Genomic DNA, 21,487 nt, shown 5'->3' with positions numbered 1-21,487 from the left:
GCCGTCCGTCATCGCTTGGAGCTTCCCCCATGGCCGTCACCGCCGCCGCCACGGCTCCTGCCACTCCCGAAACCGAACCCGTGCCGATCTTCGACATCGGGATCGACGACAAGGTCAAGGTCTCGAGCTCGATCGGGCTCGGGGTCCAGAACATCCTCGGCATGGCCGGGCTGCTGATCTTCCCCGCCCTGATCGGCACCGCGTTCAAGCTGTCGGCCACCGACACCGCCTACCTCTACGGCGTCACGTTCATGACGTCCGGGCTCGTGGTGATCCTGCAGTCGGTGTTCCTGCTGCGGTTGCCGATCGTGCAGGGCCCGTACGCCGGTTCGCTGGCCGCGCTGCTGGCCGTGGGCCACGGCAAGGGCGGGCTGGGCGCCGCGTTCGGCTCGATGGTCGTGGCCGGCCTGATCTGGTGTGTGCTCGCGATCCCGATCAAGAAGTACGGGCTGGTCACGTACCTGTCGAAGTTCGTGCGCGACCCGATCATCTGCGGTGTGCTGGTGCTGATCCTCGCGACCCAGCTCACCAGCACCGCGTTGCCCAACGTGCTGGGCACCCCCGGTTCACCCGGGTTCCCCGGCATGAACCTCGTGTCGGGCTTGGTCACGGCGCTGGTCGTCATCCTGCTCACGTTGCTGCCCAAGGGAACCATCCTGCGCCGCGGTGCCGTACTGGTCGCGGTGATCGTCGGGACGGTCGTGTATGCGATCTTCGAACCGACGCATTTCGCGGGCGTGGTGCACAACGTGGGCTTCACGGTGCCGCGGATCTTCCCGTTCGGCTTCTCGGTCGACGGCGAACTCGTGCTGATCTTCTTCATCACGCTGTTCCCGGCGATCGCCGAAAGCATCGCGACCTACGACATCGTCGCCGGCTGGGGCCGTCAGGAGCTGTCCGGCTACCGCGTCTCGCAGGGCGTGTTCGGCGAGGTCGTGGGCAGCACCGTCGGCGCGGTCTTCGGCGGCATGTCCACGCTGGCCTACCCGGACAACATCGGCCTGCTGCGCGTGACGAAGGTCGGCTCCCGCTACGTGACGCTGGCGACCGGTGTCATCCTGCTCGTGCTGGGCGGTCTCGGCCCGTTCGACCACCTGCTGCAGGCCGTGCCCCTGCCCGTGCTCGCCGCGGCCGGCACCGTCCTGTTCGGAGTGCTGTTCGCGAGCGCCATCGACACGCTCTCGGGGGTGCACTGGTCCCGCGACAACCTCATGCTCGCGGGCTTCCCGTTCATCACCGCGATCGGCGGGCTGTTCGTGCCGCCCGCGACGATGAAGGTGCTGCCGCAGGTGGTGCAGCTGATCCTGCAGCAGCCGCTGATCCTCGGCACCGTGCTGCTCCTCCTGATGAAGGCCGGGTACGGCTTGCGCCGCAAGGAGTCCTGAGACTTCTGACGCTCGGTCACAGTGAGCAGGCGGTGGCCAGCTCCGCGGGAGTCGCACCCGCGGGGCGGGCCACCGTCGCCGAGACCGGCGGCTGCACCCCGCGCAGCCAGCCCGCGAGCGCGGTGAACGCCGTGTGGAAACACGGGGCGATCGGGCGGAGCCGGTCCGGGAACGTGTCGACCAGCCCGTCGACGTGGTTGCCGTCCTGGATGCGGTAGTAGCGGTGCAGCGCGCCCCGCCCGGCGCGCTCGACCATCCGGTCGTAGACGTCGGAGTCGCGGCTGATCGGCAGGAGGCTGTCGAGCGTGCCGTGCAGGGTCACCAGCGGACGGCCGATGCGCCCGGTCAGCGCCACGCGCTCCACCGCGCGGTGCACCGCGGCCGGTCGCGCTGCATAGTCGTAGTCGGCGTCGCATGCCGGGGTTCCGCTGGTGCAGAACGGGATCCCCGCCGCGAGGGTGCCGTCGAAGCCGGGATCGACCTCGGCGCGGTAGGTGCGTTGCGTGAGGTCCCAGTAGACCTGGTCGTGGTAGGGCCAGAGGAACTCCGAGCCCGGCGCGAAGCCCGCGTCGAGGATCGCTTGGTGCGCCTGGGGGTCGCCGGCGGCGTAGGCCGGGTACTCGCGCAATGCCGGGGGCAGGAACGTCAGCAGGTTCGGTCCGTCGGCCGTCCAGAGCGTGCCCTCCCAGTCGACACCTCCGTCGTAGAGCCACGGCCGGTTTTCCAGCTGCCAGCGCACGAGGTAACCGCCGTTGGACAGCCCGGCCGCGATGGTCCGCGCCGGCGCGCGGCCGTAGTGCCGGCCCGCGGCGAGCTTCGCGGCGACGGTCAGCTGGGTGACGCGGTCGTTCCACTCGGCGAGCGCGTCGCCGGGACGCCGTCCGTCGGCGTAGAAGTCCACGCCGGTGTTCCCCTTGTCCGTGGCGGCGAACGCGTAGCCGGCGGCGAGCACATGATCGCCGATCGCGCGGTCGTTGGCGTACTGGCGGCGCGTGCCGGGGGAGCCGGAGACCACGAGCCCGCCGTTCCAGTGGTCCGGCAGGCGCAGCACGAACTGCGCGTCGTGGTTCCAGCCGTGATTGGTGTTGGTCGTCGACGTGTCGGGGAAGTAGCCGTCGACCTGAACGCCGGGCACGCCGCTCGGCGCGGGGAGCGCCGCCGAGGTCAGGCCCGCCCAGTCCGCCTGGACGGTGTGGCCGGTGGCGAGCGTGCCGGTGGTGGTCAGGTCGGCGAGGCACGTCTGTTCCTGGTGTGCCGCACCGGGAACGGGGACCGGCGCGCACCGGGCCGCGGTCGCCGCCGGGGCCGCGAGGACGGTGCCGGCGAGCAGGCCGGCGAGGACGAGGGGAAGCCGCCGCGTACGCATGCCCGAACCGTAGGTCCGGACCACTGCGGGCGGTATCCGGCGGGACCACACAAACCGGGCGCGAGTTGTGGTGGTCGGCACCGTGGGAACGCGGAGTCGGCGTTCCTACGCTGAGCGTGACGGTGCTCACCGAGGTCACAAGGAGGTGGTCGGTGTGCGGAAGGTCCTCACCGGGCTGCTGGTGTCGGCTCTGCTGGTGCTCCTGCCCGGGTTCGCGTCGGCGGCGACGATCAAGGAGGTCACGGGGTTCGGGGTGAACCCCGGCGCGCTGAAGATGTACGAGTACGTGCCCGACGGGCTGCCCGCCGGGCGGCCCGTGGTGGTGGCGTTGCACGGCTGCACGCAGAACGCGACGGGCTACGGCCAGGGCACCGGCTGGGTCGAGCTGGCCGACCGCTGGCACTTCTCCTTGGTGCTGCCCCAGCAGCAGTCCGCGAACAACATCACGAGCTGTTTCAACTGGTTTCAGGCCTCCGACAGCACCCGCGGGTCGGGGGAGGCCGAGTCGATCGCGCAGATGGTGCGGCGCGCGGTCGCGGACACGGGTGCCGACGCGTCGCGGGTGTACGTCACCGGTCTGTCGGCGGGCGGGGCGATGACGTCGGTGCTGCTCGCCGCGTATCCGGAGTTGTTCGCGGGCGGCGCGGTGGTGGCCGGTCTGCCGTACGGCTGCGCGTCTTCGGCGCTCGACGCGTACTCGTGCATGTACCCGGGCAAGGACCTCACGCCCGCGCAGTGGGGTGCGAAAGTCCGTGCGGCGGCGCCGTTTTCCGGCACACGGCCCACGGTGAGCCTGTGGCAGGGCACTGCGGACTTCACCGTCGCGCCGGTGAACCTGCGTGAGCTCACCGAACAGTGGACGAACGTCGCGGGCGTGGCCGCCACACCGTCCACAACGGACATTGTCGGCGGTTTCCCGTACGCGGTCTACCGCGACGGCTCGGGCCGCGCCGCGGTCGAGACCTACTCGATCACGGGCATGGGCCACGGCCAGCCGGTCGCTCCCGGCACGGGTCCCGACCAGTGCGGGCACGCCGGCGCGTACCTCCTCGCGGTGGGTGTCTGCGCGGCGGCGCAGGTCGGAAAGGCGTGGAACCTGGCCTCCTGACGCGGGGACCTGGTCGCCTCCGCTTGCCTCAGCCGCGCCACGGGCGGATGATGGGCGACTCGGTATCCCCGAGGTCAGGGAGGCGCGCGATCGCCGGTAACGCTGCCGAACCCGGGCGCACGGTGCTCAGCCGTGCGTTCGCGATCCTGGATTCGTTCCTCGACGGCCGCCCCGAGCAGACGCACGGCGAGATCACGCGAGCCACCGGGTTCGCGCCCGCCACGGTGTACCGGCTGCTCGCGGAGCTCGTCGGCTGGGGCGCGCTCGAACGCACCGGCCGCGGCCGCTACCGCGTCGGCCTGCGGCTGTGGCAGCTCGGCTCACAGGCGCCGAGCGGGCGGGAGCTGCGCGACGTCGCGCTGCCGTTCCTGCAGGATCTGCTGCAGGTGACCCACGAGGTCGTGCACCTCGTGGTGCTCGACGAGGGCCGCGCGCTCTACCTCGAAAAACTCGAGGCACACCCGGACGTGGCGGTCACGTCGCGCGTCGGGAAACGGTTGCCGCTGCACGCGACCGGCCCCGGCAAGGTGCTGCTCGCGCACGCGCCCGCCGAGTGCGTCGACGAGGTGGTGTCGGCCGGCCTGGACCGCCGAGCCAGCGGCACCATCACCGATCCCGCGCAGCTGCGTGGTGTGCTCGCCGAGATCCGCCGGTCCGGTTTCAGTATCTCGCGCGACGAGATGACCGACGGCGCGTCGTCGGTCGCCGCGCCGGTGCGCGGGCTCGCCGACGAGGTCATCGCCGCCATCTCCGTGGTCGTGCCCAGCAGCACGCCGAACCTCTCGCCGCTGATCCCGGTCGTCCGGATGGCCGCGCTCAACGTCTCGCGCGCGATCCAGACGGCCTGAAGTTTTCCGTCCAGTGAGAGTGGGGCTGGGCGCGGCAGACGGACGTACCGGACACTCCTGAGCCACACACGCCAGGGAGGTTCCTTGCCCGCCACCGTCCGAGACGCCGCGTTCGACGTCCTGCGCCGCTACGGCGCGACGACGTTGTTCGCCAATCCGGGCTCGACCGAGATCACGCTGCTCACCGACCTGCCGGGCGACTTCGAGTTCGTGCTGGCGCTGCACGAGGGCTCGGTGGTCGGGATGGCCACGGGCTGGGCGCTCGCCGCGGACCGGCCGGCGGTCGCGATCCTGCACACCACGGCGGGCCTGGGCAACGCCGTGGGTGCGCTGGCGACCGCGCGCGTCAATCGGGCGCCGCTGGTCGTGCTCGTCGGGCAGCAGGACCGCCGCCACCTCGCGCTGGAGCCGTTCCTCGCGGGCCACCGGCTCGACGACGTCGCCGCGCCCGCGCCCGTGTGGGTGGGGGAACCGCCGCGGCCGCAGGACGTGCCGGGCGCGCTGGCCCGTGCGTGGCACGAGGCCCGCGACCACCGCGGCCCCGCGCTGGTGATCGTGCCGATGGACGACTGGCTCGCGTCGGCCGCAGACGACGAACCGCTGCCCGCGCCGGCGCGGCTGGTCCGGACCACTGCGGCGGAGCCGGAGGTCGTCGCCGAGCTCGAGAAGTTCTTGGCGGAGGCGGAAAAACCGGTGCTCGTGGTCGGGGCCGGCGCGGACGACGCGGAGACGTGGCACGCGCTGGAAGCGCTCGCCGAGCGGCTGCAATGTCCAGTGTGGCAGGAGGCGTTCGGCGCCCGCGCCGGGTTCCCGCAGGACCACCCGCGGTTCGCCGGGCACCTGCCCGCGGGCCGCGCGGAGCTGCGCAAGGTGCTCGCCGGCCACGACGCCGTGCTCGCCGTGGGCGCGCCGGTGTTCCGGCAGTACCCGCGCGAGCCCGGCCGGCTGATCGGCCCGGGCACGCGGATCGCCGTGGTCACCGACGATCCCGACGAGGCCCACCGCAGCCCGGCCGACCTCGCCGTGCTCGCGCGGCCCGCCGCCGTGTGCGGTCCGCTCGCGTTACGCCTGCCTGCGCGTCCGGCGTCCGCCGAACCGCCGGGACGCACGATCGACCTGCCCGAGCCACCCGTCGACGGGTTGGCACCGGAGCACGTGTTCGCCGCCCTGGCCCGGCGGATTCCGCGCGACGCGGTGCTCGTGGAGGAGACCCCGTCGAGCCGGCCGTTGCTGCACGCGCTCGTGCCCGCTCGCGCGCCGCTCGGTTTTCTCAGCGCCGCCATGGGCGGCCTCGGTTTCGCGGTGCCCGCGGCGATCGGCGTGCGGATGGCGCGCCCGGACCGCCCGGTGGTCGCGGTCGTCGGCGACGGCTCGTCGCTGTACGCGATCCAGGCGCTGTGGAGCGCCGCGCACTACGGCGTGGGCGTGCTCGTCGTGGTGCTCGCCAACGGCCGGTACGCGATCATGGACGAGCTTGCCGCCCGGCACGGTGAACGCTCGGCCGCCCCCGGTGCCGCGCCGTGGCCCGTGTTCGACGAGATCAGCGTGAGCGGTCTCGCGCGCTCGCTCGGGTGTCCCGCCCGGCGGGTCGAGACCCACGAGGAACTGGAGTCCGTTTTGGACGAAGTGCTGCCGGCGCTGGCGCGGGCCACCCGGCCGCTCGTGCTCGACGTGGCGGTGGCGCGGTGAGCGCCCCGCCCGGCCCGCTGCTCGGCGGGGTCCGTTGGCAGGGAAGGATCTTCTCCGGCGGCTGGGTGCCCGGGTCCGGCGGCGAGTACGACTCCGTGGAACCGGCGACGGGCCAGGTACTCGCGCGCGTCGGCGCGGCGTCGGCCTCCGACGTGCCCCAGGCGGCCGAAACCGCGCGGCGCGCGCAGCAGGAGTGGGCCGCGCCGCCCTACGATCAGCGCGCCTGGGTGCTGCGCCGCGCGGCGCGGCTGTTCGAAGATCACGCCGACGAGATCGACGAGTGGCTCGTGCGCGAGTCCGGGGCCACGCGGCCGTTCGCGCGGTTCCAGACGGGCGCGGTCGCGGCCGAGGAGTGCCACGAGGCCGCGGCGCTGGCGGCCCACCCGTACGGCGAGCTGCTGCGCTCCAACCAGCCGCGGCTGTCGATGGCGCGGCGAGTCCCGGCCGGCGTCGTCGCCGTGATCTCGCCGTTCGACGCGCCGATCATCCTCTCGATCCGCGCGATCGCGCCCGCGCTGGCGCTGGGCAACGCCGTGCTCATGAAGCCCGATCCGCGCACGGCCGTGTGCGGCGGCGTGGTGCTGGCCCGGGTCTTCGAGGAGGCGGGCCTGCCCGAAGGTCTGTTCCACCTCTTGCCGGGCGGGGCCGACATCGGCGGGGCTCTCGTGGAGGACCCGCTGGTGCGCGTGATCGCGTTCACCGGCTCCACGCGCGCGGGCCGGCAGATCGCCGCGGCGGCGGGAGAGCGGCTCAAGCGCGTCCACTTGGAACTGGGCGGAAACTCGGCACTGGTGGTGCTCGACGACGTCGATGTCGAGCAGGCCGTGTCCGTCGGCGCGTTCGGCTCATTCAACCACTCCGGGCAGATCTGCATGGCCACCAGCCGCCACCTCGTGGCGGAGAAAATCGCCGCCGACTACGCGGCCGCGCTCGCCGAGCACGCCGCCCGCCTGCCCGTGGGCGACCCGGCGCGGACCGACGTCGCCGTCGGCCCGATCATCGACGCCGGGCAGCGCGACCGCATCCACGAGATCGTGACGAGCAGCGTCGACGCGGGCGCGAAGCTGGCTGCCGGCGGCACGTTCGAGGGCCTCTTCTACAGCCCGACGGTGCTCACCGATGTCCCGCTGACCGCGCCGGCGTACGCCCAGGAGATCTTCGGGCCGGTGGCCCCGGTCGTGCCGTTCTCCACAGTGGACGAAGCAGTCCGCCTGGCCGGCGGTACCGAATACGGGCTGTCACTCGGCATCCTGACCCAGGACGTCTCGAAGGGGCTCGCGCTCGCCGAGCGGATCCCGTCCGGACTCGTGCACATCAACGACCAGACCGTGAACGACGAGGCGCTCGCGCCGTTCGGCGGGGTCGGCGAGTCGGGCACGGGCTCCCGCCACGGTGGTGCGCGGGCCAACCTGGAGGCGTTCACCGAGATCCAATGGGTCACCGTGCGTGGTGACCTCCCGCGCTATCCCTTCTGACGCACCGGTTCCCCAGTCCCCTCCGACGACGCAGGTGATGACATGACGGTCTCCTCCCCGATCGACCCCCGGGCCAAGTACGCGCGCTGGGTCGCCCCGCTCTGCTGGACGGCGGTGGCGCTCGAAGGGTTCGACCTCGTGGTGCTGGGTGTGGTGCTGCCCGCGCTGCTCAAGGTTCCGAGCTGGGGCTTGGACCCCAACTCGGCCTCGCTGATCTCCGTGGTCGGCCTTCTCGGCGTGGCCGTGGGCGCGCTCACCATCGGCCCCGTGAGCGACCTGTTCGGCCGCCGCGGCACGATGCTGCTCACGGTCACGAGCTTCTCGGTGTTCACGTTGCTGTGCGCGGTGGTCGACGGCCCCTGGCTGTTCGGGCTGCTGCGCTTCCTCGCCGGGCTCGGTCTCGGCGGTGTGCTGCCGACCGCGCTCGCGCTGATCACCGAATACGCCCGCGTGGGCCGAGGCGGCAGCTCCACCACGGTGCTCATGACCGGTTACCACGTGGGCGCGGTGCTCACCGCGTTGCTCGGGATCCTCGTGGTGGAGCGGTATGGCTGGGAGTGGATGTTCGTGATCGGCGCCGCTCCGGCGGTGGTCCTCGTGCCGCTGATGGTGAAGTTCCTGCCGGAGTCGGCCGAGTTCCTCAAGGCGCGCGGCACCCGCGCGGCCCGGCCGCCGCGCGAGCGCAACCCGATCGGCATCCTGTTCCGCCACGGCTACGGGCGCGCGACGATCGCGTTCTGGGTCACGTCGTTCATGGGGCTGCTGCTCGTGTACGGCCTCAACACCTGGCTGCCGCAGATCATGCGCGAGGCCGGCTACGAGCTCGGCGCGGCGCTCGCCCTGTTGCTGGTGCTCAACGTCGGCGCCGTGATCGGCCTGCTGATCGGCGGCCGTGTCGCCGACCGCCTGGGCTACCGCCGTTCCACCATCGTCTGGTTCGCCGCGGCGGCCGTGTTCCTCGCGTTGCTGAGCATCAAGCTGCCGGGCTTCACCGTGTACGTCGGCGTGCTGCTTGCGGGGATCTTCACCTTCAGCGCGCAGGTGCTCGTGTACGTCTACGTCGCCCGCGTGTACCCGGCAGCCGCCCGCGGCACGGCCCTGGGCGCGGCCAGCGGCATCGGGCGCTTCGGCGCGATCTCCGGCCCGCTCGTCACCGGATTCCTGCTCACGGCCGGGCTGGCCTACCCGTGGGGCTTCTACCTCTTCGCCGTGGTCGCGGCCGTCGGCGCGGTCGCCATCGCGATCGTCAACCGCGATCCGGCGCCGGACGCGCCGCTCGAGGTGACGGCGGAGGAGGAAGCCGCGACGCGCACCGAGTGACGGCCGGGGTCAGGCCCGCTCGTCGAGATCCGCGAGCTGAAGGGATGCGTCGAGGACCAGGTTCCGCAGCCAGGTGTGCAGCGGATCGGCGTCGAGCCGTGGGTGCCAGGCCATGCCGTACGCGAAATCCTCCAGCTGCTCGGGGGCGGCGGCGACACGCACTTCCCGCTCCGGGACGTGGTCCACCAGGCGGCTCGGCAGGACCCCGATGAGCGGGGTGCCGGGCAGCGCTGCGATCGCCCCGGTGAAGAACGGGACCCGGAGTCCCGGCCGCGCCGTGATGCCCAGCGTCGCGAGCCGGGACTCCGCGAGCATTCGTTCGGCGCCCAGGACCACAACGCTCGCGTGCGGGTACGACGCGAGATCTTCGACCGTCAGGCGGTCCGCCGTCAGCGGGTGGTCGCGCGACAGGACGCAGACGAACCGCTCGGTGAACAGCGGCTGCCAGCGCAGGGGAGCGGGCGGCGGCACGGGGGTCAGGACGAGGTCGGCGCGGCCGTGCTCGAGGTCGTCGAACGACTCGGGCGAGAGCCAGCCGGCCTGCACGGAGATGCCCGGCGCCTGCCCGAACACCTGGCGGAACAGGCGGTTCCCCAGGACGACCGCCGCGTAGTCGGTGAGCTGCACGCGCACGACGTCGGTCACGGAGCCGGGTGAGAACTCGTCGCCCCGCACGATCGACCGCAGCCGCGGCATCACGAGCGCCAGCTCGCGCTGGATCGTGCGCGCTCGCGGGGTCGGCTCGAAACCCCGGGCCGTGCGCACGAGCAGCTCGTCGTCGAACGTGGCGCGCAGGCGCGTGAGGGTGCGGCTCATCGCCGACTGGCTGAGGTGGATCCTCGCCGCCGCCCGCGTGAGGTGCCGTTCCTCCAGCAGGACCTCGAGGGCCTTCAGGAGGTTCAGGTCCGCGTTCTCGAGTTGCACGCCGCGCATGTTGGACCTGAGCACCATGCAGTGGACGCTTGGTCGGTCCGGGGCGAAAGTGGTGGGGTGCAGCCCGAGAAGAGGACCGGAACGATGACGAAAACCGAACTGGCGACCGCGCTCGAGAAGCTCGCCGACGCACTCGGCGGGCGGGCGGCGCTCGAGGCCGTCGCGGTCGAGCGAACGGTGGCCACCGGGTGGCGGCGGCACCCGGGGTGGGGGATCGACCCCGCGAAACCCGAGCTGGTCGCCGACTTCACGGCGACGTTGGAGCTCGACGTCGCCGGGCCGCGGTACCGGTGGGCGCACCAGGCGAAGACGTACCTGGTGCCGACGGAGCTGGACTACGTGGAGATCGGGAACGGCAGCCGCGGCCACGTGTCCGGTGTGGACTTCATGTTCGACACCCGGCCCGTGGACACGGACATTCCCTCCTGGCGGGTCGCCGCGCGGCTGCGGCACTTCGACCTGACCTCACCCCTGCGGCTCGTCCGCAAGATGCTCGCGCCCGGCGCCGACGTGACCGTCGAGCGGGACGGCGGTGGCGACGGTGGTGAGGGCGCGGTCCTGACGCTGCGCGAGTTCGGCCGTCCGCCGGTCCGGCTCACCGTGGCCGCGGCGACGGGACTGCCGGTTTCCGTGGACGTGACCGAGGAGCACTCGCCGCTCGGTGACGCGGCGGTCCGGGTCGCGTTCGACGACTTCCGCCGGGCGTCGGGCGTGCTGCTGCCGTTCCGGGTGGACATCACGATCGGCGATCTGCACGTCCACAGCGAAACGCGGACGGAGGCGACCGTCGGCGAGTCTGTCGACGACGCGCTTTTCGAGTCAGGGGAAGCGAAAATCGTCGACTCCACCGTGGAGCAGGCCGCTTATGCGCTGCACTCCACGGAATGGATCATGAACTACGTCTACTCCGGTGTGCGGTTCTACTTCGACCTGCAGACGGCTCCCGTGACGCCGGAGCCGGTCGACCTCGCGCCCGGCGTGAAGCTCGTGATCGGGCCGAGCCACAACACCCTGGTCGTGGAGCTGCCGGACCGCCTGCTCGCGGTGGAATCGCCGATGTACGACGACTACAGCCGGGCCGCGCTCGCCCAGGTGAAGCGCGCGTTCCCGGGCAAGCCCCTGCATGAGCTCGTCTGCACGCACTTCCACTACGACCACGTCGGCGGCGTGCGCGAGTTCGCGGCCGACGGCGACCTGACCGTCCACGTCGGAACCCCGTCGGTGGCCTTCTTCCAGCGGGCACTGTCGGCGCCGCACGAGGTGGACCCTGACCGGCTCGCCACCGGGCCCGTGAAGACGACCGTGCGCGGCATCGCCGACACCCTGACCTTCGACACGGCCGGCGGCGGGACCGTCGCGGTCCACCGGATCGTCAGCGACCACGCCGACGACATGGTGATCGTGTACGTGTCCTCGGGCAAGCTCGTGTTCAACTCCGACCTCTGGAACCCCACCCCGGCCCCACCGGCCCCGGGCGACCAGCGCGGCCGCCTGGCCACCCAGCTGTACGACGCCATCCAGGCCCTGGGCCTCGACGTCGACACCGTCGTCGGCGGCCACCGCGGCAGCGACGGCACGACGTGGGCCCACGCGGCGCCGCTCGAGTACCTGAAGCGGGCGGCGGGGTACTGACGGAGTCCTTTGTGGAGAGTCTCCGCCGGGGCCGGGAAAGGGAGGAATCGCCCATCCGCGGAGACTTCCGCGCAGGCGTTCAGCCGAAGTTCAATCGGTCGCCACCGGCCGGATCACCCGGGGATCAACCGCGGCCGAAAGCCTGTCGGAGCTCCCCGCCGTGCCCGAAGCCGGAAGGATTCCGATGACCGAGACCCCGGAGAACGACAGAACCGGTTTGACCCGCCGCAGGCTGTTCGGCGCCGCCGCCGCCGGTGGGCTGGCCGCCGCCGCGGCCGTGCTGCCGCCGAACGTCCGCACTGCCTTGGCGTCCCCGCCTCCGGCCGGTGGTCACCTGCGCGACATCAAGCACGTCGTGATGCTGATGCAGGAGAACCGCAGCTTCGACCACTACTTCGGCACGCTGTCCGGCGTGCGCGGGTTCGACGACCCGCACGCCCTGCGGCTGCCCGGCGGGCGTTCGGTGTTCCACCAGCCCGACCCGACGCACCCGGACGGCTACCTGCTGCCGTACCGACTGAACACGAAAATCAGTGCGGCGCAGGCGATCCCGTCCACGAGCCACGCATGGGGCGTGCAGCACCAGGCGTGGAACGACGGGAGGATGGACAACTGGCTGCCGGCGCACCTCGCGGCCGACGGTGCCACCAAGGGTCCTTACACCATGGGCTACTTCACGCGCGAGGACATCCCGTTCCAGTACGCGCTCGCGGACGCGTTCACCATCTGCGACGCCTACCACTGCTCGGTGCTGGGCCCGACCTGGCCCAACCGCTTCATGTGGTTGTCCGGCACCATCGACGCGGACGGCGAGTTCGGCGGCCCGTCGCTGGAGACGGGGAAGGTGCCCGACGGGCACTTCACCTTCAAGACCTACCCGGAGCGGCTCACGGAAGCGGGCGTCAGCTGGAAGGTCTACCACTCGCCGGGCGGCGCGACCGGGCTCCCGCCGTTCAGCGCGATCAAGCAGTACGCCGAGGCGAAACCGGGCACGCCGTTCTACGACCAGGCCATCGCGCCCTCACCGCTGGGCCAGTTCGAGTACGACGCGCTGCACGACCAGCTGCCCACCGTCAGCTGGCTGCTGCCGCCCAGCGCGTATGACGAGCACCCCGCCAACCTGCCGGCTGCCGGCGCCACGTTCGTCGCCGGCAAGATCGACGCCATCGCCGCCAACCCGGAGGTCTGGGCCAAGACGGTGTTCATCCTGTCCTACGACGAGAACGACGGGCTGTTCGACCACGTTCTGCCGCCGACTCCGCCCCCGGACACGCCCGGCGAGTTCGTCAACGGCACCTCACCCAGCGGGGTCAAGGGCGGCGGCCTGCCGACCGGGCTGGGCTACCGCGTGCCGTGCATCGTCGTCTCGCCGTGGACCGCCGGGGGCTGGGTGAGCTCGGAGGTGTTCGACCACACCTCGCAGCTGCAGCTGCTGGAACACGTCACCGGCGTGCGCGAACCCAACATCACCGACTGGCGCCGGCGCACCACCGGGGACCTCACGTCGGTCTTCCGCTTCCACGACGCGACCAAGCACGCCCCGACCCTGCCCGATACCCAGGGCCAGTACACCCTGGCGCAGTACGAGGTCGCGCAGCTGTCGAAGCCCGCCGCGCCCGCCGGCGGGCAGGAGGTGCCCCACCAGGAACGCGGCTACCGGCCGCAGGTGCGCTGAGGAACGGCTCGACGACCGACGGCGCCTGCCGGTCCGGTTGCGCCCGGACGAGACTTACGAGATCTGGGTTCCGGTGGCCGCATTGCCTCGACACGAGCACTTCGAAGATCTGGCCCGGGCGCTCTTGTCCGTAGGGCGCAAGGACAAGTCGTGAGCCGACAAGAACGTTCCGCCGTTCGGCTACGTCGCAGGTGGCGGAAGCACCTGGCGTCGCGTTGCGGCGAAAGCACCGGACCGGATTTCACCAGGGGTCCGACGTGGACTCGGCCGGACGGCGGGAAGGCGCCGTCCGGCCGAGGGTTCGGGGAACGCTCAGTTGTAGAAGTGGATGTAGCGGAAGTCGCCCTTGGTGAGGTCGTGGACGAGGTAGTGGCCGTCGCCGGCCCAGTTGTAGTCCTCGACCGTGACGGTGGAGCCGTGGACGCTGTCGACGACGGCGACGTGGCCGTAGCGGCCCGCGTCGGTCTGGGCGATGGAGCCCGGGGTGGGCGTGTTGTCGACGCGGTAGCCGTGCTTGCGGGCGTTGTCGTCCCAGTACTTGGCGTCGCCGTAGTTCGAGGCGCTCTCGCCGTGGCGGTCGATGGTGAACGCGGCCCAGGAGACGCACTCGCGGTTGTACATGTTCCAGTCGTCGACGACGGAGTCCTGCGGGATGTTGAGCCACTTCGCGGGGTAGTTGTCGCCGATGAGGTTGGCCTTGGCCGACGGCGCGAGGGTGCCGAGCCGGGCGGCCATCGACATCGGGCGCGCGGCCGCGGTCGCCGTGGCCGTGGCCGGCGTGGGCGCGGTCGGCGTTGTCGGCGCAGCGGCCGAAGCCGGCACAGCGGCCGCCGCGCCGGTGGCCGTGAGCGCGGCCGCGGCGGCAAGAGTGGCCAGGGTCCGGGTGAGACGGCGCATGGCGGTGCCTTTCCGGGGAACGGGGGATCGGGGGAGTGCCGCGGCGGACGGTAACCAGCCGCGGACCGCGCGCTCCAGACCGAAGTGGACAGCCGGTGCCCGGCGCCGAGAATTCGCAGGTCGGCGGCTCGTGTTCACAGAATTGGCGTCACCACGTCCACCACGCGCCGTGGATGCCGGGCCGCGTGTCGCGGGTGGCGAACGTGACGGCGTGGGTCGTGCCGACGCGCAGCGGGTCGCCGGTGTGGCGGGGCCCGTCGGGGCCGCGGCGTTCGAACGAGCGGACCCGCCGCGGCAGCCGCAGGCCGAACTGCACCTGGCACACGTATTCGCGCACCGGCCGCGTGAAACGCCGGCCGTACTCCTGCGCCGGCGTGCCGGGCGGCAGCAGGATCTCGTACTCGACGGCCGTGACCTCACCGGCCGCGAGCACGCGGTCGAGCAGCAGCTCACCGGCCGTCATGCCCGTCTCGCGATCCACCCGCACGCGCCCGACGCGCGCGAACCGCACGCCCTGGTAGCGCGGTTCGGCCGGCAGCGAGCCGTCGGCCTGGTGGTAGGTCATCATGCGGTCGACGCCGTCCATCGTGGCCTCCGCGACGAGCCGCACGTGCAAGGCCCGCTCGCACCCGTCGTCGTCGATGGCCACGCGGTCGTGCACCGACCAGAACGCGAGCTGCCCGTCCGGCGGCGGTTTGAGCTCCACCGTGAGCGGCCGCAGATCGGGCCACAACCGGCGGCGCTCCACGCGGTCGGGCGGGTGGCCGAGCCAGCGACCACGCGGCGCGCGCGGGCCGAGCAGCGACGTGAGTGAGCCGGGGGAGAGCTCCAGCACGGCTTCGAGCTGCGTCACGGCGTTCAGCGACGCCTCGCGCTCGGGCCGGGAGCGGCCGCGGCGCCAGTAGGACAGGGCGGAGCGCGAGAGCGTCACGCCTCGGTTGGCGAGGTGGTGGCGGACCCGGTCGAGGGAGAGCCCGGAGTCTTCGATCGCGGCGTCGAGCGTGACCGCGAACGAGCCGGGGTGCTGCGCAGACACGACTTCAGCATGATCAACAGGGCCGTTGTCCGGAACCGACGAAAGTCGGGGTCACCGCCCGTGACGTGCCGCTTGGTCTCAACCTTTCGCCCGTCCCACCCGTTGGACGGGGAGGAACTGTCACCGGGGAGCTGGGGAAGTGCGTGGCGCAGGACGAAACGCGGGCGCGGGAACCGTTGCGTGCCTCGCGGAAACCGTTGCCGGAGCGGAGATCCGCGAGGAGGAAGAAGGGCTTCCTGCGCACCTACGGCTGGCGCGTCTACGCGCTGCCGGTCATGGTCGTGCTCACCGTGCTCGTGCTGGTCAACACGGCGTCTACTTCGGCCCCGTCGACGGCGGCGCAGCAGCAAGCCCCGGCTCCCGGACAAGCCCGCGCCGAGTCCCGGTCCGAGTCCTCCGTGGACTCCCTCGAGCCGGGCGTTCCCGAGAACCCCGCGAAACCGGCCGATCCCAACGCCCCCACCGCCGACCTGCCCGCCGGCGGCCCGTACACGCAGACCGGCCGGGGCAAGTGGCACGTGATCCCCGGCTCCGGCCCGAAGATCGGCACCGGCCGCCTCTACCGCTACACCGTCGAGGTCGAGGACGGCATCGACCCGGCGAGCTACGCCGGCGACGACAGCTTCGCCGCCGCCGTGCAGGGCATCCTGTCCGACCCGAAGAGCTGGACCGCTGACGGCAAGGTCGCGCTGCAGCGCGTGGACGCGAGCGATCCGCACCCGGACTTCCGCGTCAGCCTCTCCACCCCCGACACCACGCACCGCGCCGACGCCTGCGGGTTTTCCATCACCTACGAGGCTTCCTGCTTCCGCCGCAGCATGCGCCGCGTGCTGATCAACCTCTCGCGCTGGGTACGCGGCGCGAAGGCCTATGGGGCGAACATGACCGCCTACCGGCAGTACGCGATCAATCACGAGGTCGGCCACGCGCTGGGCCACTCCCACGTCGGCTGCGGCGGCACGGGCCAGCCGGCGCCCGTGATGATGCAGCAGACCTTCGGCGTCGCCGACGACTACGTCGCCCGCCTCAACAACGTCCCCGGCGGCGACCAGGGCGCCGTGCCGGCCGACCACCGCGTGTGCGCCACGAACTCGTGGCCGTTCCCCTAGGACCACCGAGCTGCATAACGACCTACACGGCGGCCGGTGAGGCAGCGGTCAGCACAGAGCAGTGGCTGGCACAGAGCAGTGGCCGGCAAAGCGCGCAGTGATCAGAACGGCGCCGTGGTGCACGCCGGCGGGCCGATTTCCTTCCACTTTCCGTTCTCGCGCGCCACGAAACGCAGGCACACGAGCTCGTTCTTCACCACCTGCTGTCCGATGTGGATGATCTGCGCCGCCGTGGTGCCCGAGGATGTCGGCCCGCGGCTCCAGCCGCGCCCGAAGACCTGGAAGTACCCGTACTTCGCCTTGATCGGCTGTTGCCGCAACGCGATGACCTGGTTCACGTACAGGCCGCTTCCGTCCGTGGTGTTGCAGAACGACGCGGTGCAGTTCTTTTCGGTCTTCGCCGACGCGGTGCCCGTGAACAAGGTTGCCGCCACTGCGGACAGTGCGCCGATCACGGCGATCTTCCTGGTGATGGACATGGTCCCCTCCGGTGTCGCGGTCCACGCCCCTGAACGAAGTGGACCATCCGGCTGAAACGTAGATGATCACCACCCCCGATGTTGCACTTTGACTCGAAGTGTCACACCATCGTGCGACGACTGCGCGATCACAGTGCGATCAAGGGAGGACGGCGACCGCCACCTTCGCGAGCCGCTCCGGATCCGCGATCACCTCGTACGCGGCGACCCGCCCCGCCGTCACCGACACCTTGAGCACGCCCGTCAGCCGGCCGTAGGGCGCCAGCACCAGCCCGACGGTGCCGTCCACCAGAGCGGGCTCCGCGAGGCGCGCGTGGTCGGCGAACGCGGTGGTGCCGCGCGCGACGGCGTCGGCGCCGCGGAGGACGGCGGCGGCACCCGGCGGCAACGCGGCCGCGTCGGCGTGCCGGACGACGTCGGGAGCCAGCAGTTCGAGCAGTGCGGCGAGATCACCGCCGCGGGCCGCGGCCAGGAACGCTTCCACGACCTTCCGGTGCTCACCGAGCCCGGACCCGGCCGCGGGAGTACCGCGCACCCGCAGCCGCGCGCGGCTCGCGAGTTTCTTCGCCGTCGCGGGCGAGCGGTCCAGGATCGGGCCGACGGCCTCGAACGGCACCGCGAACAAGTCGTGCAGCACGAACGCCACGCGCTCGGCGGGTGCGAGCGCCGCCAGCACCACGAGCAGGGCCCGGCCGACCTCGTCGGCGAGCGCGAAGTCCTCCTCCGGGCCTGCGACGCCGCGGTCCGGCAGCTGCTCGAACGGTGTCTCCCGCCGCGCGCGCAGCAGGTCGAGGCAGATCCGCGAAACGACGGTGGTCAGCCACGCTGCCAAGTTGTCGACCTCGGATGCCGACGCCAGTCGCAGCGAGGATTCCTGCACGGCGTCCTCGGCTTCGGCCGCCGAGCCGAGCATCCGCCGCGCCAGCGCGCGCAGCCGGGGCCGTTCCGCTTCGAACCGGGCCGCCAGGGTTTCGAGCGGGGTGTGGGTCAGTCCTGCAGCTGCGGCGTCAGGCGCGCGAGCACGGCGCGACCGGTGTCGGTGAGGGACACGAACGCGCTGTCGCTCGGCAGCGTGTCCCCGCCGCCGAGCGGCCGGCCGGTGACCGCGAGGTACTCCAGGGCGACGGCGGCCGACAGCCCGCGGGTGGTCGCGGCCAGGTGCGTCAGCTGCGGCACCGCGACGCTGGTCTGGACACCGAAGTGACGGGTCGAGACCACCCCGAAAATCTCCTCTTGGTATTGCAGGGACTCCATCTCCAAGTACACCTCCGCGGTCAGCCCGGCCGCTGCGAGCACGGCGCGGTTGTGCCGCTGCATCGGCGTGAGCGTGGCGGGATCAGGCGAGTCGGGCAGCAGCACCGGCTCCAGTCCGCCCGCGGGCTCGTCGCCGCCGAAGACGAAGCTGTGCCTGCCCACGTGGCCGGCCGCCAGCGTGCACGCAGAGCGGTCGCCGAACTCGTCGCGCTCGGCCGCGGTCACGAAGCAGCCAGGCCGGATCTTCTGATACCGCCGGGCCCGATCTTCAGATCCCGCCGGGCCGGCTCGGCGACGCGGATGGTCCGTGCGCTTTCGTCGTGACGGCGCGGCATGCAGCTTGTGGATCGTCACGCGATCATTCGCCCAGCCACGCCAGAACTCATCGCCCGGCGGCAATGCTTCCAGTGGGTTCTCGGCTTAGCGCTGCTTTTCGTTCCGATGTTCATCAAACGCCGGCTCGAGGGGAAGCGGCTTAGCCGGATCCGACGGACTTCCGCCCCGTAGCCACTCGGGCGGTGAGGCCCTCGAGGATCCGGCGAAGGCCCCAGAGGTACTGCTCGGTGGAGATGTAGCCGGCCATCGTCGCCGCCGCTGCGGCACTGAGCGGGAAGTGTTCAGGCGGCCTCGCCGAGAAGGCGAGCTGGCGGATGGCGATCCGTTCCGACTCCGCCGGCAGCGGGACCTTGTGCTGCACATCGGCGACTTCCAGGACGAGTGAGCCGAAGATGTAGACGAACAGCAGGTAGGACGCCCGCGCGGCGTCGGTGGCGTCGAGTCCGGCGTCGGCCAGCAACTGCAGGAGCCGTTCGGTGAGGGCCTGCGCGATGGGCCCATCCATCCGGCTGCCGACCATCAGGCTGACCGCGCCCGGATGTGCGGACAGTTTCGCTCGCAGTTCCAGGGCCAGTGCTTCCACGCGTTCGCGCCAGGGCTGCGCACGGTCGGCGAAGACGTCGTGGTCCACCTCGCCGAGCAGCCGCTCGACGAGCGCATCGACCACGGCGGCCTTGTCCGGGAAGTAGGTGTAGATCGCGTTCGGGACCACGCCGACCCGCGCGGCAATCGCCCGCACGGACGCCGCATCCGGGCCCTGGTCGAGCAGGCTCAGCGCCGCGTCGAGGATCTCGTTCTCGGTGAGGGCGCGCCGCGGACCGCGAGGGCGTCGCCTACCTGATTCGGACAATGGTGCCTTCCTCCTCTTGACTTCGGTACCACCAGGGTAGACGGTTCTTTGTACGGCGTACAAATCATGTACACCGTCCAGTGATCAACGGTGAAAGCGAAGGTCACGATGCGCACAACTCACGTCGACAGACTCAGGGGTCCCCCTCTCGAGACCGCAGGGGCAACGATGACGGCGGTCGTGCAGGACCACTACAGCGCCGCTCCCGAGGACCTCTTCCGGGTCGCGCAGACCGACACACCCGCTATGGGGGACGACGACATCCTGGTGAGGGTGCACGCGGCCAGCGTGGACCGGGGCACCTGGCACATCATGTCCGGCCTGCCCTATCCGATCCGGCTCGCAGGCTTCGGACTTCGCCGCCCGAAGTACGCCAACCCAGGCCGGAACCTGGCCGGAACGGTCGAGGCGGTCGGCCCCAGCGTCACCGGCTTCGCCCCGGGCGACGAGGTGTTCGGGATGTCCACCAGCACCTTCGCGCAGTATGCGACCGCCCGCCCTGGCAAGCTCGCCCCGAAGCCGGCGAACCTCTCCTTCGAACAGGCTGCTGCCGTTCCTGTCTCGGGGGTGACCGCCCTGCAGGCGGTCCGCGACCACGGACGCGTCCGGGCCGGTGAGACGGTGCTGATCATCGGCGCCTCGGGCGGTGTCGGTACGTTCGCGGTGCAGATCGCGAAGGCATTCGGCGCGGACGTCACCGGCGTTTGCAGCCCCAGCAAGGTGGAGATGGTCCGCGCCCTGGGCGCCGACCACGTTATCGACTACGCCGGCGCCGAATTCGCCGACGGCGGACACCGCTACGACGTCGTCCTCGACATCGGCGGCAACGCCCGGCTGTCCGATCTACGGCGGGTTCTGACACGACGGGGACGACTGGTCATCGTCGGCGGAGAGAGCGGCGGCCGGCTGCTCGGCGGCAGCGACCGCCAGATCCGGGCGAAGCTGCTTTCGCCCTTCGTCCGCCAGCAGCTGGGCACCTTCGTCGCGAAGGAGACCGCCGTCGATCTGATCGCGCTCGGCGCGCTCATCGAGGGCGGAAAGCTCACCCCCGCGATCGACCGCACCTACCCACTGGCCGAGGTCGCTGCGGCCATCCGCCACCTGCTCGACGGGAAGACCCGAGGCAAGCTCGTCGTCTCCGTCCTCCCCCCGGCACCCGCCACAGGGAGCACACCATGACCGATCCCCGTACGCCCTACCCGGTCCGCGTCGACGCGGCGCTCGAGCCGTCGGGCTCCCGCGGCCTGTGGCTGGTCAAATGGCTGCTGCTGATCCCGCACTTCGTCGTGCTGTTCTTCCTGTGGGTCGCCTTCTCCGTAGTCAGCGTGATCGCGTTTTTCGCCATTCTGATCACCGCGCGCTATCCGCGATCGTTGTTCGACTTCAACGTCGGCGTGTTGCGCTGGACCTGGCGGGTGAACTACTACGGCTACAGCGCCCTGGGCACCGACCGCTATCCGCCCTTCACCCTCGCCGAAGTGGCCGACTACCCGGCGCACCTCGACGTGCCCTACCCCGAGCGGCTGTCCCGCGGCCTGGTGCTGGTCAAGTGGTGGCTGCTGGCCCTGCCGCACTACATCGTGCTGTCGATCCTGGTCGGCGGCGGACTGTGGGCAAGCTCCGGCGTTACCACCGACGGTGGCTGGAACGCCGGCGCCGGCGGTGTCGGCCTCCTCACGCTGCTCCTGCTGATCGCCGCGATCGTGCTGCTGTTCACCGGCCGGTACCCGAAGTCGCTGTACGACTTCGTGCTCGGCATAAACCGCTGGGCGCTGCGCGTGGCCGCCTACACCGGACTGATGACCGACCGCTATCCGCCGTTCCGACTCGACCAGGGCGGCGCCGACCCGGTGCCCGCCGACCCCACCCCACCGTCGCCTTCTGGACCGCCGGCCGCGGGGCAGCCGGCCGGTGAAACCCTTGGGGCCGGGTAGCGGCAGGCTGGCATGTTTTGCCTGAAGGGTACGAGCTGGGCTCATCTGCGCAGCGCGTTCTCCCGCAAGCGCCCGTGCTGGTCTCAGACATGATTCGCGCCATCAGATCTCACTTTAAACAGAGGACCGGACGTTGTCCGATGTGGACAGTCCGGTCCTCG

19 protein-coding genes are annotated in these 21,487 nt (G+C 71.4%); 11 read left to right on the top strand and 8 right to left on the bottom strand.

Going from position 1 to position 21,487, the window contains the following annotated elements; all coding sequences use genetic code 11:
- The first annotated feature begins 29 nt into the window (after positions 1–29).
- Positions 30–1,385, top strand: a complete 1,356-nt coding sequence (locus AB0H62_RS19810; protein ID WP_360587352.1) for a solute carrier family 23 protein — start codon at positions 30–32, stop codon at positions 1,383–1,385.
- A 16-nt stretch (positions 1,386–1,401) separates the two neighbouring features.
- On the opposite strand, the gene AB0H62_RS19805 is transcribed toward AB0H62_RS19810, so the two are convergent.
- On the bottom strand, positions 1,402–2,751 hold the full coding sequence (locus AB0H62_RS19805) for a tannase/feruloyl esterase family alpha/beta hydrolase (RefSeq protein ID WP_360587350.1): 1,350 nt from the start codon (positions 2,749–2,751) through the stop codon (positions 1,402–1,404).
- 154 nt (positions 2,752–2,905) lie between these two features.
- On the opposite strand from AB0H62_RS19805, the gene AB0H62_RS19800 reads away from it, so the two are divergent.
- The 5 genes from AB0H62_RS19800 to AB0H62_RS19780 all read left to right on the top strand — a co-directional run bounded on the left by AB0H62_RS19800 (position 2,906) and on the right by AB0H62_RS19780 (position 9,191).
- A complete protein-coding gene (locus AB0H62_RS19800; RefSeq protein WP_360587348.1) occupies positions 2,906–3,859 on the top strand; it encodes a PHB depolymerase family esterase in 954 nt (317 codons plus the stop codon).
- A 122-nt stretch (positions 3,860–3,981) separates the two neighbouring features.
- On the top strand, positions 3,982–4,707 hold the full coding sequence (locus tag AB0H62_RS19795) for an IclR family transcriptional regulator (RefSeq protein WP_255638062.1): 726 nt from the start codon (positions 3,982–3,984) through the stop codon (positions 4,705–4,707).
- A gap of 84 nt (positions 4,708–4,791) precedes the next feature.
- Positions 4,792–6,396 (top strand): thiamine pyrophosphate-dependent enzyme, encoded by a 1,605-nt coding sequence (locus tag AB0H62_RS19790; RefSeq protein WP_360587347.1) that lies wholly within the window; start codon positions 4,792–4,794, stop codon positions 6,394–6,396.
- Positions 6,393–7,871: an aldehyde dehydrogenase family protein gene (locus tag AB0H62_RS19785; protein WP_360587345.1), complete on the top strand. Its 1,479-nt coding sequence runs from the start codon at positions 6,393–6,395 to the stop codon at positions 7,869–7,871. Before AB0H62_RS19790 ends, AB0H62_RS19785 begins: the two co-directional genes overlap by 4 nt.
- Before the next feature lie 42 nt (positions 7,872–7,913).
- The gene (locus AB0H62_RS19780) at positions 7,914–9,191 is read left to right on the top strand and encodes an aromatic acid/H+ symport family MFS transporter (protein ID WP_360587343.1); all 1,278 of its coding nucleotides are present in this window, start codon (positions 7,914–7,916) and stop codon (positions 9,189–9,191) included.
- A 9-nt stretch (positions 9,192–9,200) separates the two neighbouring features.
- Here the strand turns inward: AB0H62_RS19780 and AB0H62_RS19775 are convergent, their stop codons facing one another.
- Positions 9,201–10,142: a LysR family transcriptional regulator gene (locus AB0H62_RS19775; protein ID WP_360587341.1), complete on the bottom strand. Its 942-nt coding sequence runs from the start codon at positions 10,140–10,142 to the stop codon at positions 9,201–9,203.
- A 66-nt stretch (positions 10,143–10,208) separates the two neighbouring features.
- Between AB0H62_RS19775 and AB0H62_RS19770 the strand changes: the two genes are divergently transcribed.
- Positions 10,209–11,756, top strand: a complete 1,548-nt coding sequence (locus tag AB0H62_RS19770) for an MBL fold metallo-hydrolase (protein WP_360587339.1) — start codon at positions 10,209–10,211, stop codon at positions 11,754–11,756.
- Positions 11,757–11,940: 184 nt separating this feature from the next.
- The gene (locus AB0H62_RS19765) at positions 11,941–13,431 is read left to right on the top strand and encodes an alkaline phosphatase family protein (protein ID WP_360587336.1); all 1,491 of its coding nucleotides are present in this window, start codon (positions 11,941–11,943) and stop codon (positions 13,429–13,431) included.
- Between the two features lie 312 nt (positions 13,432–13,743).
- Here AB0H62_RS19765 and AB0H62_RS19760 read toward each other — a convergent pair whose 3' ends face one another.
- Both AB0H62_RS19760 and AB0H62_RS19755 read right to left on the bottom strand, forming a co-directional pair.
- Positions 13,744–14,328 carry a CHAP domain-containing protein gene (locus AB0H62_RS19760; protein WP_360587334.1) on the bottom strand — a complete coding sequence of 195 codons (585 nt, stop codon included), beginning with the start codon at positions 14,326–14,328 and terminating at the stop codon, positions 13,744–13,746.
- A gap of 148 nt (positions 14,329–14,476) precedes the next feature.
- A complete protein-coding gene (locus AB0H62_RS19755; RefSeq protein ID WP_220241152.1) occupies positions 14,477–15,364 on the bottom strand; it encodes an XRE family transcriptional regulator in 888 nt (295 codons plus the stop codon).
- Between the two features lie 143 nt (positions 15,365–15,507).
- Here AB0H62_RS19755 and AB0H62_RS19750 point away from each other — a divergent pair, with 143 nt between their 5' ends.
- Positions 15,508–16,473 carry a DUF3152 domain-containing protein gene (locus AB0H62_RS19750; protein WP_360587332.1) on the top strand — a complete coding sequence of 322 codons (966 nt, stop codon included), beginning with the start codon at positions 15,508–15,510 and terminating at the stop codon, positions 16,471–16,473.
- Between the two features lie 101 nt (positions 16,474–16,574).
- Here AB0H62_RS19750 and AB0H62_RS19745 read toward each other — a convergent pair whose 3' ends face one another.
- From AB0H62_RS19745 to AB0H62_RS19730, 4 genes are all read right to left on the bottom strand, one after another.
- Positions 16,575–16,952: a hypothetical protein gene (locus tag AB0H62_RS19745; RefSeq protein ID WP_220241150.1), complete on the bottom strand. Its 378-nt coding sequence runs from the start codon at positions 16,950–16,952 to the stop codon at positions 16,575–16,577.
- A 139-nt stretch (positions 16,953–17,091) separates the two neighbouring features.
- A complete protein-coding gene (locus tag AB0H62_RS19740) occupies positions 17,092–17,943 on the bottom strand; it encodes a sigma-70 family RNA polymerase sigma factor (protein ID WP_360587570.1) in 852 nt (283 codons plus the stop codon).
- Positions 17,940–18,431 carry a hypothetical protein gene (locus AB0H62_RS19735; protein WP_360587330.1) on the bottom strand — a complete coding sequence of 164 codons (492 nt, stop codon included), beginning with the start codon at positions 18,429–18,431 and terminating at the stop codon, positions 17,940–17,942. The genes AB0H62_RS19740 and AB0H62_RS19735 overlap by 4 nt, the downstream gene beginning before the upstream one ends.
- Before the next feature lie 250 nt (positions 18,432–18,681).
- A complete protein-coding gene (locus AB0H62_RS19730) occupies positions 18,682–19,392 on the bottom strand; it encodes a TetR/AcrR family transcriptional regulator (protein ID WP_220241147.1) in 711 nt (236 codons plus the stop codon).
- A 168-nt stretch (positions 19,393–19,560) separates the two neighbouring features.
- On the opposite strand from AB0H62_RS19730, the gene AB0H62_RS19725 reads away from it, so the two are divergent.
- Both AB0H62_RS19725 and AB0H62_RS19720 read left to right on the top strand, forming a co-directional pair.
- Positions 19,561–20,571, top strand: coding sequence for an NAD(P)-dependent alcohol dehydrogenase (locus AB0H62_RS19725; protein WP_360587328.1), 1,011 nt, complete (start codon positions 19,561–19,563; stop codon positions 20,569–20,571).
- A complete protein-coding gene (locus AB0H62_RS19720; protein ID WP_360587326.1) occupies positions 20,568–21,326 on the top strand; it encodes a DUF4389 domain-containing protein in 759 nt (252 codons plus the stop codon). The genes AB0H62_RS19725 and AB0H62_RS19720 overlap by 4 nt, the downstream gene beginning before the upstream one ends.
- The last annotated feature ends 161 nt before the right edge of the window (positions 21,327–21,487 follow it).

Source organism: Amycolatopsis sp. NPDC050768, assembly GCF_040654155.1.
Taxonomy (GTDB): domain Bacteria; phylum Actinomycetota; class Actinomycetes; order Mycobacteriales; family Pseudonocardiaceae; genus Amycolatopsis.
This window is presented reverse-complemented; position numbering and strand designations above follow the sequence as displayed.

Excerpts from the sequence above, each read along its gene's own strand:
- AB0H62_RS19810 (WP_360587352.1), top strand. The coding sequence starts at position 30 with ATGGCCGTCACCGCCGCCGCCACGGCTCCTGCCACTCCCGAAACCGAA.
- AB0H62_RS19805 (WP_360587350.1), bottom strand. The coding sequence starts at position 2,751 with ATGCGTACGCGGCGGCTTCCCCTCGTCCTCGCCGGCCTGCTCGCCGGC.
- AB0H62_RS19780 (WP_360587343.1), top strand. The coding sequence starts at position 7,914 with ATGACGGTCTCCTCCCCGATCGACCCCCGGGCCAAGTACGCGCGCTGG.
- AB0H62_RS19775 (WP_360587341.1), bottom strand. The coding sequence starts at position 10,142 with ATGGTGCTCAGGTCCAACATGCGCGGCGTGCAACTCGAGAACGCGGAC.
- AB0H62_RS19770 (WP_360587339.1), top strand. The coding sequence starts at position 10,209 with ATGACGAAAACCGAACTGGCGACCGCGCTCGAGAAGCTCGCCGACGCA.
- AB0H62_RS19765 (WP_360587336.1), top strand. The coding sequence starts at position 11,941 with ATGACCGAGACCCCGGAGAACGACAGAACCGGTTTGACCCGCCGCAGG.
- AB0H62_RS19760 (WP_360587334.1), bottom strand. The coding sequence starts at position 14,328 with ATGCGCCGTCTCACCCGGACCCTGGCCACTCTTGCCGCCGCGGCCGCG.
- AB0H62_RS19745 (WP_220241150.1), bottom strand. The coding sequence starts at position 16,952 with ATGTCCATCACCAGGAAGATCGCCGTGATCGGCGCACTGTCCGCAGTG.
- AB0H62_RS19725 (WP_360587328.1), top strand. The coding sequence starts at position 19,561 with ATGACGGCGGTCGTGCAGGACCACTACAGCGCCGCTCCCGAGGACCTC.
- AB0H62_RS19720 (WP_360587326.1), top strand. The coding sequence starts at position 20,568 with ATGACCGATCCCCGTACGCCCTACCCGGTCCGCGTCGACGCGGCGCTC.